The sequence below is a fragment of the Fortiea sp. LEGE XX443 genome, assembly GCF_015206815.1.
In the GTDB taxonomy this organism is placed as follows: Bacteria; Cyanobacteriota; Cyanobacteriia; order Cyanobacteriales; family Nostocaceae; genus Nostoc_B.
In genome coordinates, this window is the sequence record NZ_JADEXZ010000103.1 from 1 (window position 1) to 15,157 (window position 15,157).

General features: G+C 40.1%; 21 protein-coding genes. 11 read left to right on the top strand and 10 right to left on the bottom strand.

The annotated features are described in order from the left end of the window. Window positions 1-154: 154 nt before the first annotated feature. On the top strand, window positions 155-853 hold the full coding sequence (locus IQ259_RS24765; protein ID WP_193888667.1) for a hypothetical protein: 699 nt from the start codon (window positions 155-157) through the stop codon (window positions 851-853). Window positions 854-928: 75 nt separating this feature from the next. After that, window positions 929-1,234, top strand: a complete 306-nt coding sequence (locus IQ259_RS24770; protein ID WP_193888668.1) for a hypothetical protein — start codon at window positions 929-931, stop codon at window positions 1,232-1,234. 19 nt (window positions 1,235-1,253) lie between these two features. Here the strand turns inward: IQ259_RS24770 and IQ259_RS24775 are convergent, their stop codons facing one another. The 3 genes from IQ259_RS24775 to IQ259_RS24785 form a co-directional block, all read right to left on the bottom strand. Further along, window positions 1,254-1,466 carry a hypothetical protein gene (locus IQ259_RS24775; RefSeq protein ID WP_193888684.1) on the bottom strand — a complete coding sequence of 71 codons (213 nt, stop codon included), beginning with the start codon at window positions 1,464-1,466 and terminating at the stop codon, window positions 1,254-1,256. A 48-nt stretch (window positions 1,467-1,514) separates the two neighbouring features. Further along, entirely contained in the window at window positions 1,515-2,537 is a 1,023-nt protein-coding gene (locus tag IQ259_RS24780; RefSeq protein WP_193888669.1) for a tyrosine-type recombinase/integrase, read from the bottom strand. Between the two features lie 453 nt (window positions 2,538-2,990). Beyond that, window positions 2,991-3,665, bottom strand: coding sequence for a carbonic anhydrase (locus IQ259_RS24785; RefSeq protein WP_193888670.1), 675 nt, complete (start codon window positions 3,663-3,665; stop codon window positions 2,991-2,993). Window positions 3,666-3,950: 285 nt separating this feature from the next. Here IQ259_RS24785 and IQ259_RS27355 point away from each other — a divergent pair, with 285 nt between their 5' ends. Both IQ259_RS27355 and IQ259_RS24790 read left to right on the top strand, forming a co-directional pair. Continuing rightward, entirely contained in the window at window positions 3,951-4,253 is a 303-nt protein-coding gene (locus IQ259_RS27355; RefSeq protein WP_228014758.1) for a hypothetical protein, read from the top strand. A gap of 26 nt (window positions 4,254-4,279) precedes the next feature. Next, window positions 4,280-4,645, top strand: coding sequence for a tyrosine-type recombinase/integrase (locus tag IQ259_RS24790; RefSeq protein ID WP_339383822.1), 366 nt, complete (start codon window positions 4,280-4,282; stop codon window positions 4,643-4,645). 15 nt (window positions 4,646-4,660) lie between these two features. Here the strand turns inward: IQ259_RS24790 and IQ259_RS24795 are convergent, their stop codons facing one another. The 6 genes from IQ259_RS24795 to IQ259_RS24820 form a co-directional block, all read right to left on the bottom strand. After that, window positions 4,661-5,203, bottom strand: coding sequence for a hypothetical protein (locus IQ259_RS24795; protein WP_193888671.1), 543 nt, complete (start codon window positions 5,201-5,203; stop codon window positions 4,661-4,663). After that, the gene (locus IQ259_RS24800; RefSeq protein ID WP_193888672.1) at window positions 5,200-5,694 is read right to left on the bottom strand and encodes a DUF4365 domain-containing protein; all 495 of its coding nucleotides are present in this window, start codon (window positions 5,692-5,694) and stop codon (window positions 5,200-5,202) included. The genes IQ259_RS24795 and IQ259_RS24800 overlap by 4 nt, the downstream gene beginning before the upstream one ends. 64 nt (window positions 5,695-5,758) lie before the next feature. After that, window positions 5,759-8,464 carry a TM0106 family RecB-like putative nuclease gene (locus IQ259_RS24805; RefSeq protein ID WP_193888673.1) on the bottom strand — a complete coding sequence of 902 codons (2,706 nt, stop codon included), beginning with the start codon at window positions 8,462-8,464 and terminating at the stop codon, window positions 5,759-5,761. Between the two features lie 338 nt (window positions 8,465-8,802). Next, window positions 8,803-9,144: a DUF86 domain-containing protein gene (locus tag IQ259_RS24810; RefSeq protein WP_193888674.1), complete on the bottom strand. Its 342-nt coding sequence runs from the start codon at window positions 9,142-9,144 to the stop codon at window positions 8,803-8,805. Then, on the bottom strand, window positions 9,141-9,431 hold the full coding sequence (locus tag IQ259_RS24815) for a nucleotidyltransferase family protein (protein WP_193888675.1): 291 nt from the start codon (window positions 9,429-9,431) through the stop codon (window positions 9,141-9,143). Before IQ259_RS24815 ends, IQ259_RS24810 begins: the two co-directional genes overlap by 4 nt. A gap of 32 nt (window positions 9,432-9,463) precedes the next feature. Next, on the bottom strand, window positions 9,464-10,099 hold the full coding sequence (locus tag IQ259_RS24820) for a hypothetical protein (RefSeq protein ID WP_193888676.1): 636 nt from the start codon (window positions 10,097-10,099) through the stop codon (window positions 9,464-9,466). 83 nt (window positions 10,100-10,182) lie between these two features. Here IQ259_RS24820 and IQ259_RS24825 point away from each other — a divergent pair, with 83 nt between their 5' ends. The 7 genes from IQ259_RS24825 to IQ259_RS24855 all read left to right on the top strand — a co-directional run bounded on the left by IQ259_RS24825 (window position 10,183) and on the right by IQ259_RS24855 (window position 13,884). Beyond that, entirely contained in the window at window positions 10,183-10,581 is a 399-nt protein-coding gene (locus IQ259_RS24825) for a type II toxin-antitoxin system RelE/ParE family toxin (protein ID WP_193888677.1), read from the top strand. Further along, window positions 10,568-10,879 (top strand): helix-turn-helix domain-containing protein, encoded by a 312-nt coding sequence (locus IQ259_RS24830; RefSeq protein ID WP_193888678.1) that lies wholly within the window; start codon window positions 10,568-10,570, stop codon window positions 10,877-10,879. Before IQ259_RS24825 ends, IQ259_RS24830 begins: the two co-directional genes overlap by 14 nt. A gap of 44 nt (window positions 10,880-10,923) precedes the next feature. Continuing rightward, the gene (locus IQ259_RS24835; protein WP_228014759.1) at window positions 10,924-11,766 is read left to right on the top strand and encodes a ParA family protein; all 843 of its coding nucleotides are present in this window, start codon (window positions 10,924-10,926) and stop codon (window positions 11,764-11,766) included. Beyond that, complete coding sequence (locus IQ259_RS24840) at window positions 11,767-12,690, top strand: ParB/RepB/Spo0J family partition protein (protein ID WP_193888679.1); 924 nt, start codon at window positions 11,767-11,769, stop codon at window positions 12,688-12,690. A gap of 43 nt (window positions 12,691-12,733) precedes the next feature. After that, a complete protein-coding gene (locus IQ259_RS24845) occupies window positions 12,734-12,931 on the top strand; it encodes a DNA-binding protein (RefSeq protein ID WP_193888680.1) in 198 nt (65 codons plus the stop codon). Continuing rightward, window positions 12,928-13,314, top strand: coding sequence for a type II toxin-antitoxin system death-on-curing family toxin (locus IQ259_RS24850; RefSeq protein WP_193888681.1), 387 nt, complete (start codon window positions 12,928-12,930; stop codon window positions 13,312-13,314). Before IQ259_RS24845 ends, IQ259_RS24850 begins: the two co-directional genes overlap by 4 nt. Before the next feature lie 192 nt (window positions 13,315-13,506). Continuing rightward, the gene (locus tag IQ259_RS24855; protein ID WP_193888682.1) at window positions 13,507-13,884 is read left to right on the top strand and encodes a hypothetical protein; all 378 of its coding nucleotides are present in this window, start codon (window positions 13,507-13,509) and stop codon (window positions 13,882-13,884) included. A gap of 213 nt (window positions 13,885-14,097) precedes the next feature. Here the strand turns inward: IQ259_RS24855 and IQ259_RS27360 are convergent, their stop codons facing one another. Next, window positions 14,098-14,670, bottom strand: coding sequence for a type II toxin-antitoxin system ParD family antitoxin (locus IQ259_RS27360; protein WP_228014760.1), 573 nt, complete (start codon window positions 14,668-14,670; stop codon window positions 14,098-14,100). Window positions 14,671-15,157: the final 487 nt, after the last annotated feature.

Sequence of the window (15,157 nt, forward strand, 5' to 3'; positions counted from 1 at the left end):
TATACCAAAGACAATATTCATCCACAAATTTGACGGTTTGTTTGGGTGGACGAGGCTCTACCATGCTCTGTGTCTTCGTTCTGGGCTTTTTACATCCTTATACTACCGCGATAGTGACACAACAGGGTTAGTCGCCAACGAAAGGGAGTTAAAAATGACAGTTACCAAAGTAACTGACTTAACAATCGCTTCTGCTTACTGTATTTCTGACCCAGCCGGAGATGGAATCCATAGCTTGGTCAGTACTGAGAGGAATAACATTCAAGAGATTAAATGGCGCTCTTTGGAAGCGGATAAACAACAGAACGAGCGCATTTATAAGCAGTTATTACTTTGTAATTTTTATAGGTCTGTTGAGTCAAAACGAAGTGTGAAGGGAATTGTCGAGCATGGTCTGGAGGGGATAATAGCGGAAATACAGTTGAGTGATTCTCATTGTGAATCTAAATATCAAGAGTTATCACCAACAGTTAAATTTGATACGATTGCTAATGCCAAAAAATGGTGTGAACTGGCAGCGTTAGAAATTCTCTCAATTATGGAAGTTGCTTACCCTGCTTTTGGCAGTGAAATCATAGCTGGAGTAGGTGAAACTATTCCTTACCCTGGAGTTATGGAAATTGAGGGAAGAAAAATTTGGGTGACTGGGTTTGGTTTAGCAGATGTTGAAGATTTAGAGTGTCGCCAAATTTGGGGAATTAAAAATCGGATACCTTGTCTAATGGGAATGTCCGTAAACAGCCAGTTTGTAGATACAAAAGTTCCCTTGTCTGAAGTCAGATTAGCAGCAATAACTGAGACAGCTTGGCGACTGCTCATTAAGCAGATTAGGAAGTTAAAAAACAATCATTAAAGATGTATCATGGAACAATATATGAAAGATTTTTAGTTGTGTTTCTTAAAGTTATTAGTGATTGGCAAGGATTATATGGATATACTCGATGAGCTTTATATACTAGATGAAAATAAACAACCTATTAAGCCCGACAGTCTTGAGCAATGGTCTGATTGGCGGAAAAATGAGAACAATGTACAAGTAGCTTTAGATACTTTTTCGTGGGGAAGAGTATCTACCATTTTTTTAGGCAAGGATTATTCTAATTTCCCTAATCAAGAACCACAGCTTTTTGAAACTATGATTTTTGGAGGCGAATACAATGGTAAATTCTGGAGATATTCAACTTGGTCAGAAGCTGTAGCTGGACATAAAGAAGTTTGTATGTTAGCTATTTGACCCCAGAAAAAAGATTAATTCATTCAATTGTTAAATAATCAGAAATTTTTGTCGGTTCTAACTCACTTAAAAAGCCAGTTAATGCAAAGGGACATTTACAATTTAGTTCTTTTTCAAGAGAATCAGCATTTAGGTGATATTCCCGACACACAATCTCAAAAATCTCATCTGTGGTTAATTCTAGATTTTCATCTAATTCCTCTACTCGCGCTTCTATTAAATTGATATTCATATTTAAATTTCCACTATCTAAAGTATCTTGTTAACAATTTATTAATTTTTATTCGTCCGCACTCTTCAACATCCCCGTTAACAACTCCGACATTTCCCACAAATCTTTATTGCGGTTATCATCATAAATCATCAACGTTCTAGGGTCAGCATGACGGCTCAACTTCTGCACCTTTCTAATATTCCCATCAGTAGCATCCAGTGCCGCCGTAATCGCCGAATGCCTGACCCTGTGCGGTGACATCGGTTTCTTCACCCCTGCTTTCTTAAAAGCCGCCGACACTATTTTATAGACAGCATCCGTAGTCAATCGATGCCCACAATTATGGAAATCTAACGCTGTAAAAATCGGTAAATTAGCATTCATTTCCCCCCTAGCAATCAACCAATCAGCAAGAGCCGCCGCCACATCTTTTGACATATCCAAATATTCTTCATTCGTTCCCTTACCCTTCCCCAAAACTCTCAACTTGCGCCCATAAAAATCAAAGTCACCCACATTAAGATGACATATCTCTTGGCGACGCAACGCTAAACCCCACAACACCAGAAAAATCGCATAGTTGCGTTTACCAATTAATGTTTCTTTATCAAATTGCTGAATTACAACAGAGATCGCTTTGCTATCAACACCCCGCGTATCTCGGTACGCCTTAACCTTCTCCCCCGACACATCTTCCAGGGAATAGTTGCACACCCCCAACTTCCGCCCCATCTTGGCCAACGACTTAATCGCCGCCAACCGCCGATTAATTGTGGCCTCCCGTAACCCCGACGCTATCAGTTTCGCCTTGTACTTCAACACCACCATCACCGCTTGCTCTCGCTGCAAGTGCAAAAACTCCAACACACTATCCCCAGTCGGCGGCATCAAAGTCATCTTGATAAAGAAATCCCGCAAATCTTTCTCATAAGCACGTCGAGTATTAGGGTTGCGCTTATCTGCCAACAGCTGCGCTAACACATCGGGGTCGCCCTGAAGTTCTGCGTCAAAATACCTAGTTATCGGCGCAGACAAACACGCTTCTAACTCAACTTTAACTAGCTCTCCAAATATTGGCTCGTTAGGCATAACTACTCACATGGTCGTTATTGATAATGCGCGTTTCCAATAACGACTATCATACGGCCACATCTGGGTGCATTAATGAAAACAATCCGCGAACAGCTAAATCCGTTTTGCGGAAGTGATAGAGTGTCAATTGATGATGCTAGGTCTGTAATTTCCGGCTTTGATATCAAAATTGATAGCGAGGGGGTATACGGTGCAGCAGTTTTTGGGGCAAGTCAGTTTAGAAACCGCTCCTTTTGCAAGAGCAAGAGCAATGATCTATGGTCGAGCGTAGTCCATCGCCGTGGTCTATACAAGCCTTGGTGAGTTTGTATATATACGCTCGTCTGTACCAGTTTCTATACAAGTCCTGAGAGAATGCGATGGGCTACGCCCCGCCTTAAGAGCGATCGCTAAATTTTATTGATGCTGGGGTGTTAGTTACTGTAGCGTAGTTTCAGAAAATCCTCATTTTTAACTTGACTGTACACTAATTAGAGGATTAGGCACAGGAAACGAACGGTTTTTGAGAACTCTAAATCTACCGTCTTCGGCATCGTAGGCAAACACTTCTCCACTTTCAATTTCATAAATCCAAGCATGAAGTGTAAGTTGATTACTGTGAAGTTTGGAACGAATTACAGGATAAGTCTCTAAGTTTTCTATCTGTGTGAGGACGTTTTGCTCAATAGCAATTTTTAGCAGTTTCTCATGAGGATAACCTTGGTAGTTATCTAGCACAAGACGGCGGGTAGCTTCAGCATGATTCTTCAACCATTCATAAACCAAAGGCATTTGCCCTGCCAGATTACCTATTTGTAGTAACCCTTTCATGGCACCACAATGAGAATGTCCGCAGATAACAATATCTTTAATACCCAAAGCCTCAACAGCATATTCTATACCCGCAGCTTCGCCACTATTCAACCTTCCATAAGATGGTATGAGATTACCAACATTACGAATAACAAACAAATCTCCTGGTTGACTTTGTGTAATTAAAAATGGATCTATTCTTGAGTCTGAGCAAGTTATAAACAACACTTCTGGATTTTGCCCATGCGACAAATGCTCAAATAACTCACGGTGAGCAACAAAATAGTTGTCCTGAAATTCATTTAGCCCAGCAAGAATGCGCTTAATCGGCACAATTTAATTCTCCTTACTAGAAGAAAATATATTATTAACGTCATTGGTTTTAAGAATTCAAAAGTTAGTAGCTAGGCTGCTGAATCGGGGAAAATCAATAAGTCATCATTAATCTTGTTTTGTTTGATTCAAAGCATGGAGCTAAAATCTCAAAAAGTTATTAATTTTGAATCCTTAATTAAGGATACTAAAGTCTATTTAATGTGCAATCTATTTGACATCAGAAACAATACATAGACAAGCGTTCGCCCTGCTCAAGAACTTATCTCTCCCCTGCTTAAAACCATGAACCCGATCCACCCCGAAAACCTTAGCGTTCTCGAAAACTCACTCGTCTTAGCCATCGGCGAAGACTTTTCTCTAGAGAATGACCCTGATGTAATTCAGCAGCTGATTGGGGATAAGCGATCGCCCAACACTAAGCGCGAATACCAGAAAGACTTGAAAGATTTCTTCTTATTCGTTGCCAAGAAAGAACCCAGCTGGGACTTAGTGTTAGAGTTCCTTCACCTGGAACAGCGTCACGCCGTTGCTGTGGTTCTCAAGTACAAGGCACACCTGATCAAGAAAAAACGCTCTCTATTTTAGGTAAAGGCAAGGGTAGCCAGAAGGATATTCTTGACCTATCAGATAAAACCGCATTGGCGATCGCCAGTTGGATTAAAGCAAGTAAGAAAAAACGGGGTAATGACCCGCTTTTTACGGTGCTGGCCTATCACAAGAATGGCGCGAGATTAACCGGGGAGGCAATCAGGCGATTGGTGGATGGTCTTTGCAAGGAAGCCGGAATTACTAAGAAGATGTCGCCGCATCGTGTCCGCCACAGTGCGATTACTACAGTTTTGGATCTCAATAATGGTAACTACCGCGCAACTCAGCGATTCAGCAGACACGCCCAAGTCCAAACGGTATTGAAATATGATGATAACCGTCAGCGTTTGCAAAAGCAGATGAGCGACTCGATATCAGAATTGATTTAGGTAAGACCTAATAATTTAGATATTATTAATTTGAAAATTTTGAGGATTTCTCAGAATAAAATGATTGTCAACTTTGACCAAATCACCTGTGCAGCGAATTGGTAAACGTTCCTGATAAGCTTTAATAGCTAAGATATAATCATGGTCTGCTAGTTCAGTTCTAATTTCTTGCAATTTCTCAAAAATTGTACATAGTAAAGTAATTTCTCCACTCAATTTATCAATTGATGGAGTAGCAATTTGCATGACTATACCAAGAACCGTGAAGTTGGGATAGTTCGTAATAAATTCGCCTAAAATATCAACTTGTGAACGATTTTCAACCGCAGATAATGTTTTTAATATGTCGCTGATTCTTTCGACATAATCTCCTAAATTATGTTGGAGAGGTAGCAAGATTTCATATTCAGGAGCCGCATCTTTTTTTAGTCGCCAAATTGCCCCGGCATCATTATAAATACGCCCTGTTTCATACCAACCTGTTGCTTGCAAGTGTGCCTGGATAACATCAGGGTTAACAGTTTTGAGTATTTCACTATCTTTGATAGTAACTTTCATGGCAAATCTCCAAAACTAATACGTTGAATGATGGCTTGGAGTGCATCAGGTGTCAACTGATTACTACGGGGTATTTCAATAGTAACATTGGTTGTATTTTCGGTGTCTGGACTTCCGCGCAAGGATACCCAGTAAGCACAATATCTCAGGCACAGTTCGGATTCTGTTTGTTTTATCCAGTCTGTTATTTTTTCAGGAACTAAAACAACTACTAAGATTCGAGGGACAAGGGCATTAATTTTTAAATCATTATAATTTTTGAGAGAGAGCGGATATTTAATATAGTTTTCCTCAAGGATTTCTCTAGCTGTACATTTGAGTTGTAGTTCTAGTCTAGGGGAAAGGATTTTACCTGTGCCACCTCGGCTAACTATGCCTAAGTCTACGCAGTCGTTATCTACTTCTGGTCTATATAAAGAATAACCAGCAACGGCAGCGATGGCTCTAATATACGTGATGCTAAATTGTTCTTTTTGTTGGTTGATGTCCATTAAATTACTGCTATTATTTAATTTTTCATGTATCTACATAAATTTTAGGATTGCCTATTAGTTTTTACTTGTTCCTCTTTTTAGTCTTTCTAGATTTGAAATTATCAATATCAGTTTCCTCAGAAAATAAAAACCTAAAAAATGATTTATTCTGGTAACGGCAAGTTTGGCGTATACCAAGTAGGACTAAATAGTTTCGAGTTGGCTCTTCATGAAAAGAAGTCTTGGAAATATCTCGTTGTATAGCGATATGCCTGATAGCATTCTCTGCTGTATTGTTGTGCCAAGGTATTCCATCTTGCTGAACAAAAGCAAACAAACTATCTCTATATTTCTTGAAATGTTGTTGATACTTTGAAACTAATTCTGATTTATACTGCTTATTGTCGATTGAATTTATATAAAATTTATCTACTTGTGTACTAAATTTTTGCAGATAAAACTTTTTTAATCCATTTTTTTGAACTGTTTCCATAATGGGAATTATTAAATTTTTAATTTTCCAAATAAACCCCTCATATTCTATATCAAAGGGATTTTCTCTAAGGTCTTTGTTGAGATTACGAATTAGGTGAACCCAGCATTTTTGCTGTTTGCATGGTATTGAGTCATATCCAGTATAAAAATCAGAAATTAAGACCCCTCCATAATTTTCTAGAATTTGATGAACAATTGTGGTTTCTCGCGTTTCTGTCAACTTAAAAATAACGTATTCACCATTTGTGAATACCCACACATACCAATTGACTCCTTTGATGCTAAAGTTTGTCTCATCAACGTGAATAAAAGGGCTTTCTAATAATCGTTTCGTAATAGCTTGCTCAGTTTCTGCATAATATTCAGCAAAGTTCTTCATAAAATATGGAATGCGCGTAGAAGACATCTGCTCGTTAAACTGCTCTTTTGCTGATTCAAGAATGCTTTGAAGAGGCAAACGCAAAGCAACTCTTTGGTAAACAATCCACGATTTAAAGCCATGTCCGTAAAATTGATGCCTCTCAAATTCTAAAAGTTTGGGAGGAGGATAATTTCGTTGACACTTTGCACAATATCCGTGAAAACCAAAGTATTTCGTTACAATCTTTTTAACTCCATTTTTGGCAAGCACAAGATCAATGATGGTTCTACTAGTTCTAGTTTCCATTAACTTGAGAGGAGTATAACCACACTGAAAGCAAGCATCTACTTGTGGGACTTGCACACATTTATTTGGTTTCGGCATGGTTTTTGATGGCTTTGTTCCTCCTCGTTTACCCCCTTCACTCACTTGCCCTTGGCTAAAACTGATTTTCCTTTTCTCATACTTCACGCTTGCAAATCTAAGAATCATCTCAAATTGGCTACGAACTTTTTCCCCAGCTTCTGAGATTTGCGATTTAGGTGTCTGTGCAAAATCAACATCAGACAAAACATCAGCAGAATACTTGATTCTTTCAAGCTCTTCAACCAAGAGTTTTAAAGCATAGCAATCTTCCTGGTTATACGTTATTAGTTTTAATTTATACTGACTTTCGTGGCTATCATTCCAGTAATGTCTCCAAACGAGACTCTGTATTCCAGAAGCATCAGGTGCTGTCCAAGTAGCTCCGATAAAATTTGCAAGTTCCTTTAATTTATTAGAGTAGACTGGAAAATATATCTTTCCATAAATTTGCTTATTAATGTTAACTAAACGAGCAATAACTTCTTGATTATTAGTTTCATACCTTTTATCTAGCGTTTTGATTGCACGTAACTCATAACTACCATAACTATAAATTGGTGTGTTCGGGTATTGAGCAACAATAGTTAAAAAGTCTTGCCAAATTTGCTTTTCATTATCAATATCATCCGCCCAGAAAGGATGATATTCTATTTTCTCACCCTGACGAACTAACAGCCCAATCAAGTAATATAAGTTCTGATCTGGTAAACCTTCTATATCTAGATACAATTCAGTTTCCTGTCGTGTCAAAGTAGGCATTTCTTGCAAATAGATTTTGCCTGTGCGAATGGCAAGGGCTTGCAATTTAAGATCATGGGTTACTGCTGGAGGTTTTCTAGCTCGTTTCTTCCGCTTTCGAGGTTTGAATAAATAAGAAAGTTGTTTAACAGTAAAAATTCCTTTCTTCTCATATTGATGAACTATTTTAGGAGTAACTTTATCCAAGAGACTTAAGCTATCTTCTTGAATTGCTTTTGCCCTGCATTGCTCTCTAAACTGACAGGTAGAACAATGCTTATTTAAGATGACAGGTGGTTCTTCTAAAAAAGATTCATTTAACCAGTTCTGTAAGCTTTCTAGTAGTGGACTAAAAACTTTATGGCTTCCTTCTAATTTAAACCGCCGCGACTCACCCTGTATATTGACAATATGCCCCACATCAGGCGGCTGACCCAGAATTTTCGCCAATACATGACCAACGAACATTAAATGAAGCTTGTCCGTATGGTTAATAGTGTATGTTCCTATGAAAATTGTCGGCTCGTAATTTAACTTACTAGTCCTTCTCAAAATTGCACATTTAGCTTGTAGGTTATCTACAATTAATTCAGCATCAGTTAAAAATTCAGGCTTTTGTTGAAGATTTGAAAAGCTATATGTAGAGATATCACTACACTTTTTTTCGAGTAATTCTAAATATTTAGACTGACTTTTTAGTTGATTTTTGAGCAATATTTCTTCATATTCATGTAGATTTCCTCGCTCTTTGCTGTATAGCAGTAAATATGCCTTTCGAGGGCATAAATAATAAGCTGTTAGAACCTCAGAAGTTATTACAACATTCATGACTTAGTAACTCAAAGTCAAAAGTATTATACGTAGGCCAACTTGGGAAAACGAGCGGTAGTATGTGCTACACAATAACTCTCGCTCTAGTCAAAAGTTTGCCATGAAACCTGACTGTTTTATGCCCCCCATTAACGACGAAAGCGGCATTTTTAATAACTACGCAACTGAACCCCAACTTTATTACGCTGACCCAACCAAGAATGGAAGCCTCGACAGCGCAATGAGCTTGGACAGCACTGGCTCTCAAATTCCCTGCTATATAAGGCTCATGACAAGCCTTGGCAAGAAATTAATTACTCGACTTTCTTAACTTAAGGCTTTTTGAAAACTGTACCTCACAAGTTACCTAGTTCTTCCAAAATCGCCTCAACAGTTGCCTTTAATTGGGGCAAATTCTGCTCAATTACACCCCAAACTCGATTTAAGTTAACTTTTAAATAATCATGAATCAGTACATCTCTAAAACCAGCTACCTGCTGCCAAGGCATATCTGGATAAGCTGCTCTGATTTCAGGAGATAACCTTTTGGTTGCTTCCCCGATAATTTCAAAATTTCTAATTACCGCATCTTGAATTATAGTGGTTTGCAAAAATACCTCTTTGCCGTCCTGTGTATAAGATTCAATGCGCTCGATACATTCAAAGATGTTGCTCAAGTACAGGCGATCATCTCTCATAACACCACAGCTTCCTGCAACACTTTATCTCTAATCAACTCATGTAAAGTTTCCGGCTCCGCCACATCCACTTTACGTCCTAGCAATTCTTCCAAGGACTGTATCAAAGCAATTTGGTCTAATAAAGTTCGTTGCGGTTCAAGTTCTACCAAAAAATCTACATCACTATCTGATCTGGCTTCCCCCCTGGCTACTGAACCAAACACCCGCACATTATACGCTCCGTACTTAGCAGCAATTCGCAAAATTTCTTCCCGGTAAGCTTTCAGTATTTCATCAATGCCCATAGCCTAACCCCTTCAGGATTGCAATAACTCTCTTAAGTAAAGTCTCTTCTAATACGAGCTAACGCCTGTTGTAAACCTTCAGAGTGAATCCAACCAACAAGCCCGCCGTAAATCATTCTGTCATTGCGATCTCCTAAAAAAACATGGTCAACACCAACAGGGTTTTTCCACGTTCTCACTACTGTTCCATCCCTGAGCCTCATTATTGGATGAGAACTCTTAAAATCTCTATGGTGTGCGCGAGTCATGCCTGGGACATTCTCTAAAATAGCGATCGCTCCATTTGCATCATCTGTTGATCTTGAATTAACCACCGTTGCACAACCGCATCCGTCCGTTACAGTCGTCTTGAGCCTATGTCTAATGTCTCCGTCAAACAGCGATAAAGACTCAATCTCTTCTAGCAATTTACCATGTGGCTCAGTCTGTCGGCGCTGGCAGTAAATCTCCGTCAGAAAATCCTCTAAACCGACTTTCGCCAAAGCATCAGTAATCAAACCTGTTAGCCCTAAAACAGCAATTCCACCTAGCATCCCCGCAGGCCCACCCAGGAAGGCTAAAGCGGCGGTGATAGCAGCTGCACCTGTCAACCCTGTCGTTGCCATTGTGATTACCAAAATCACCCCAGGTAAACCCAATGCAGCTACTTTTTTAACGACTTCATCCATTTCCTGCCACCTCAAGACAAGATTCACTCTGAGTTTCCTTCGTTGTCCTAATATAACAATATTGTTATATTAAAGGGGGTGCTGTGCCTGAAACCCGCGTTGTTTTCTACCAGGAAGAGGTAGGTGAAGTTCCTGTTCTTGAATGGCTGAAGCGACTTTTGAAAGAAGACCGCAAAGGTTATGCAAACTGTGTTGCTCGAATTAAACAACTTGCGGCATCAGGATACGAACTCCGTCGCCCTGCGGCAGATTACTTACGCGACGGGATATATGAGCTTCGAGCAAAGCATATTCATGTGCAATATCGCATCCTGTACTTCTTTCATGGGCAAAATGTGGCGATTCTCGCTCACGCTATCACGAAAGAAGAAGCAGCTGTACCACCAATTGATATTGAACGGGCGATCTCTCGGAAGCTTTTATTTGAAGAAAACCCAGAAGTTCACACCTACGCAGAGGAACAAGAGGATGGCGAAGACTAGCGATGCAATAAAAATCATTAACAAGCTGACTAGCAGCGACCCTGAACTTGAAGCAATGGTGGCAGAAGCTTCAATCAATGCAGAAGTGGCTCAGTTGATTTATGAAGCAAGAACTTCATCGGGGTTAACACAGAAACAACTGGCTGAACTGATTGGCACAAAACAGCCTGTGATTGCACGGCTAGAAGATGCTGATTACGAGGGACACTCTCTGTCAATGCTCCAAAAAATCGCTCAGGCTCTTAATCAGCGAGTAGTGATTCATTTGACTCCATTGGAACATGAACAAAGCGCATAGTAAGACGTTATTCAGATTTTGTCTTACTTTAGACAAGTATTGTGATGTTTATTTACCTCCTAGCACTGCTCATAATTGGACGCAATGGGGTATATTTTGACCAGTGTTATGTATGGGCAGTGAAGTTGACCAAGGTAATCTCACTTTTCAATCAAGCAGGTGGTGTCGCTAAAACAACGACGACCCAAAATCTTGGCTATCACCTTTCACTCCGTCGCCACCGGGTACTGGTGATAGACATCGACCCCCAAGCTTCCCTAACAACGTTCATGGGGTTAGAACCGGCTGATTTGGACAAAACTATTTACGATGCTTTGGTGTCTGAGTCCGACGAACCCTTACCCATACATAGGGATTTACACAGCTTGGACTTAGCTCCTGCTAACATTTTGCTGGCTAATGCCGAACAAGAACTGATATTTGCTGAACTACGCGAATTTCGACTTAAAGAGGTAATAGCTCCGCTATTAGATAGCTACGATTTTATTGTGATTGACTGCCCTCCTAGTTTGGGCATTCTCAGTCAAATTAGCTTGGTGGCCTCTACTCATGTGTTAGTTCCCATTCAGTGCCAGTTTAAAGCATTGAAAGGGACAGACTCGCTGTTGAAAACGTTAGCCAGAGTGCAGCGCAAGCTCAATCGTTCCCTCAAAATAGCAGGGTTTTTCCCTACCATGTACTCTGCTAGTAATTCCTTAGACCAAAGAACCCTGGAATCAATTCGTGAGCAGCTGTCGAGTTTGGCCGTGATATTTCCGCCGCTACCTCGTGCTACTGCCCTGGCAGAAGCATCTGAGTATGGTAAACCTTTGGCATTATGCCCTAATAAAAATCCTGCTCTTCTCCGCATTTTTGATGAAATAGCAGAAGCTATGGAGGTTTTGTAAATGAGTCCCAGACGCGCCAGCCAACCACCTGCTGATAGAAGCAAACTCAAGAACGTCGCCTTATTCAAAGAGGATGATGAGAATTTAGTTCCTACCAAGGTGTCATTAGATAAGATTGTTCTCCCCTCTACTCAACCTCGACGTTATTTTGACCCCAAGGCGATGCAATCTTTGGTGGAGTCAGTAAAACGTGAAGGTATCCTCCAGCCACTATTGGTCAGACCAGTGGGGGATAAATATGAATTAGTGGCAGGAGAGCGCAGATATAGGGCAGCACAAACAGCAGCTTTAACAGAAGTGCCAATAACGGCGCGAGAGATGTCGGATGAGCAGGCGGCACAGTATGCCTTGACTGAGAATCTACAACGGTCAGACTTAAACCCCATAGAAGAAACTGAAGGCATCTTGCAACTGTTGGCACTGCGATTAAGATGCGAAACAACAGCAGTGTCCTCCGTACTCTATAGAATGGAGAATGAAGCTAAAGGAAAAATTACCCGAAACGTTTCGGGTAATTCTGAGGCAGAAATAGTAGAAAAAGTATTCGTAGATTTGGGGAAGATGAGTTGGCAATCATTTGTCCGCACCCGACTGCCACTGTTGAAATTGCAAGAGGATATTCTATCAGCCCTACGTGCTGGACAAATCGAGTACACCAAGGGCAAGGAGATTGCCAAGCTGACATCGAAAGAAGAAAGGATTGAACTCCTAGAAGCTGCCATTTCGCTGGATTTGTCTCTCTCAGAAATTCAAAAGCAGGTCAAAGCTAAACAACCAGCAGCCACACTGCCACCCCTGGAAAGTCATTTAGAGGCTACATATAAGAAAGCGAAAAAGCTCAAGGTGTGGGAAAATTCCCAGAAGCAAGAGAAACTAGAATTTTTGTTGAAAGAGTTAGAAGCTTTGATGGCTGATGAAGAGTAAATGCCTGATAATGATAAACAAAGACTAGCTAGGAAAGATAAATATGGCTGCCATAACAATTAATATTACAGAGCAGCAACTACAAAAATTGCAAGAACTAGCGCAAAAGTTGGGGATGTCTACTGAAGAATTTTTATCTGCCTCTGTAGAAGATTTGTTAAACTCCCGCCAAAATGAGTTTAATCAAGCAGCTAGTTATGTACTGCAAAAAAATGCTGAACTTTACCAGCGTTTAGCATGATTCGCTACTTGACACTTATTGAAGTTGTCGAACTTCACCGTCAGATTATCGAGCAGTCTGGTGGCGCGTTGGGTATCCGAGATAGAGGTACTTTAGAATCTGCGCTGGCTCAACCTCGGATGACTTTTAGCGGAGAGGATCTGTACCCGACACTTGTTGATAAGGCTGCGGCTATCGGTTTTTCGCTGATCATGAATCATCCATTTATTGATGGCAACAAGCGGATTGGTCATGCAGCAATGGAAGTTTTTCTAGTCATGAATGGTTATGAAATTGATGCTTCTGTCGATGAGCAAGAGGTAATTATACTATCTCTAGCATCGGGTGAACTTGCGCGTGAGGCATTTACACAATGGTTGAAAAATCATGTCAAAGTTATCTAAAGCCTTGCACTGAAGTTCAATCAGAAAGGATCTTTGCAGTGGGCTAAAGAAAATAAAGCTACAGCAAAAATTACCCGAAACGTTTCGGGTAACTCTGATTTAGAATTTGGTGTAATAGGCAATTAAGAATCCTTCTACCTCTGCAATGAAACATTTGAAACCAAGCGAACGCTTTTATTTGGATACAAGTATATGGTTCAACGTATTGAAGAAATCTTAGGTAACTCAATTACTGAATATACGCCCAACGCTGTTAAATTTCAGGGTTTATCTTTGTCATCACTAGAGCAAGTTCTTCAAGAAGGCTACACTACACTAGATGCTAATTTTAATGCGGCTCCATCAGTTGGTTCATTTATTGAATTTGGGCAACGTTGCCAAAGTATAGAAGTGACAGCGACTTTTGATGGTATAGCCTTTAATCGAACAGAAAACCCGAATTTAGTGATTGATGCCATTACAGTTAAAGGGGTGAAAGATTTAGACTTGGCTGGTGAATTTGTAAAATTTGTTTGGGGTTGCGATGAATTAGAAATTAATTCTCAACAGTTATATGCTTGGTGGGATTAACTATTTGAAAGTTTTGTGTCTCTGTTTTCTGGAATTCGCAATCCTGGCTTTGTAGTCATGGAAAGAAAAGCAACTTATAAATAACTTCTATTACAAGCCCTTGGGGAATATAACCCCAACAAAAGCCCAGTCAGGATGACTGGGTTTTTGAGTGCGAGAGCGATCGCCGCCCTTCGATGTAGAGGAGAAAAGCGCATCTCGGCTCAATACTTATTAAGTACTGATGCTCAGTCCAGTAGAAATAGAGTCGAGCAAGATATTAGGAATTTGGTAGACACGTTGCCAAGAGAAGTTGTATTTGTCCATAGCTTCAGGGCTGGTTATCCACCGCTTTTGTCCTTGTTCAATGAGAAAGACAGCAGCAGTACCATAACCTTTTGCTAACACAGCACCATCTGAAATACTTGAACCAATTGGAATATTTGCAACTGTCATCTCCTCAATGATGTTGTTCCAATCACGAAATAAATTGTTGTAAGTTTCTGGGTTAGGAATCCACCGTCGATAGCCTCCATCAACTAGATAAACCTCTGGTTGTCCTGGTAACTTAACCCGCAATCCATTAAATTCATGAAGAGGTGGTTGAAAATCAGCCTCAGTTACTTGTCCCTTAACAATTTGTTCCGTTCCCATAGCAATTTTTTGTCGTAATTCTTCAATTCGCTGTTCTTTTTCCTGTAGCAGTTTAAGGGCTTCATTGATGACATCATCTGCACTAGCGAATCTACCACTTGCCATCTGTGCCTGAATAAATTGCTCTAGTTCTGATTGAATTTGGATGTACATATTTTCTAACTGTATCCCACAGAAATAAAATTTGTGCTTCTGCGTGCGCCCACAACTATATATATATATTGTTGGGAAAAAGTCACCAGGGCATTAGCGATCACCCTTAGTACATCTAACAGATGAGTTTCTGGCATTGAGTTAGACTGAAGCGATGTCTACGACGATGCTCCCCCTACGCACCCACATCATCACTGGTTAACTAACCATCTACTGGATGCTCCCGAATTGGCTTCTATGTCATCATAGAAAACGAGAGTTAATTCGGTGAGTATTTTTGTTTTTAGTATTGACAGACTTTTCTCCGAAATTTAAATCTCTGCACGCTGATAATTTTGGAGAAAATCGATGTCAATTTATCCCTGTTGTGTCACTTTAGGCAGAGGAAAAATAGAATTCAGGGTGAGTTAGGAATATAAAAATTGGGGAAGTGAGCCTATAAACAATGGCTTGAAGTTTAGCAAATCCCAATGAAAGTTGAGGGATA

Bases quoted from the DNA above. Each gene is read 5' to 3' on its own strand.
- IQ259_RS24810 (WP_193888674.1), bottom strand. From the start codon at position 9,144: ATGAGAGATGATCGCCTGTACTTGAGCAACATCTTTGAATGTATCGAG.
- IQ259_RS27355 (WP_228014758.1), top strand. From the start codon at position 3,951: ATGAACCCGATCCACCCCGAAAACCTTAGCGTTCTCGAAAACTCACTC.
- IQ259_RS24795 (WP_193888671.1), bottom strand. From the start codon at position 5,203: ATGAAAGTTACTATCAAAGATAGTGAAATACTCAAAACTGTTAACCCT.
- IQ259_RS24840 (WP_193888679.1), top strand. From the start codon at position 11,767: ATGAGTCCCAGACGCGCCAGCCAACCACCTGCTGATAGAAGCAAACTC.
- IQ259_RS24765 (WP_193888667.1), top strand. From the start codon at position 155: ATGACAGTTACCAAAGTAACTGACTTAACAATCGCTTCTGCTTACTGT.
- IQ259_RS24775 (WP_193888684.1), bottom strand. From the start codon at position 1,466: ATGAATATCAATTTAATAGAAGCGCGAGTAGAGGAATTAGATGAAAAT.
- IQ259_RS24830 (WP_193888678.1), top strand. From the start codon at position 10,568: ATGGCGAAGACTAGCGATGCAATAAAAATCATTAACAAGCTGACTAGC.
- IQ259_RS24780 (WP_193888669.1), bottom strand. From the start codon at position 2,537: ATGCCTAACGAGCCAATATTTGGAGAGCTAGTTAAAGTTGAGTTAGAA.
- IQ259_RS24845 (WP_193888680.1), top strand. From the start codon at position 12,734: ATGGCTGCCATAACAATTAATATTACAGAGCAGCAACTACAAAAATTG.
- IQ259_RS24770 (WP_193888668.1), top strand. From the start codon at position 929: ATGGATATACTCGATGAGCTTTATATACTAGATGAAAATAAACAACCT.
- IQ259_RS24835 (WP_228014759.1), top strand. From the start codon at position 10,924: ATGTTTATTTACCTCCTAGCACTGCTCATAATTGGACGCAATGGGGTA.
- IQ259_RS24855 (WP_193888682.1), top strand. From the start codon at position 13,507: ATGGTTCAACGTATTGAAGAAATCTTAGGTAACTCAATTACTGAATAT.
- IQ259_RS27360 (WP_228014760.1), bottom strand. From the start codon at position 14,670: ATGTACATCCAAATTCAATCAGAACTAGAGCAATTTATTCAGGCACAG.
- IQ259_RS24820 (WP_193888676.1), bottom strand. From the start codon at position 10,099: ATGGATGAAGTCGTTAAAAAAGTAGCTGCATTGGGTTTACCTGGGGTG.
- IQ259_RS24805 (WP_193888673.1), bottom strand. From the start codon at position 8,464: ATGAATGTTGTAATAACTTCTGAGGTTCTAACAGCTTATTATTTATGC.
- IQ259_RS24800 (WP_193888672.1), bottom strand. From the start codon at position 5,694: ATGGACATCAACCAACAAAAAGAACAATTTAGCATCACGTATATTAGA.
- IQ259_RS24815 (WP_193888675.1), bottom strand. From the start codon at position 9,431: ATGGGCATTGATGAAATACTGAAAGCTTACCGGGAAGAAATTTTGCGA.
- IQ259_RS24850 (WP_193888681.1), top strand. From the start codon at position 12,928: ATGATTCGCTACTTGACACTTATTGAAGTTGTCGAACTTCACCGTCAG.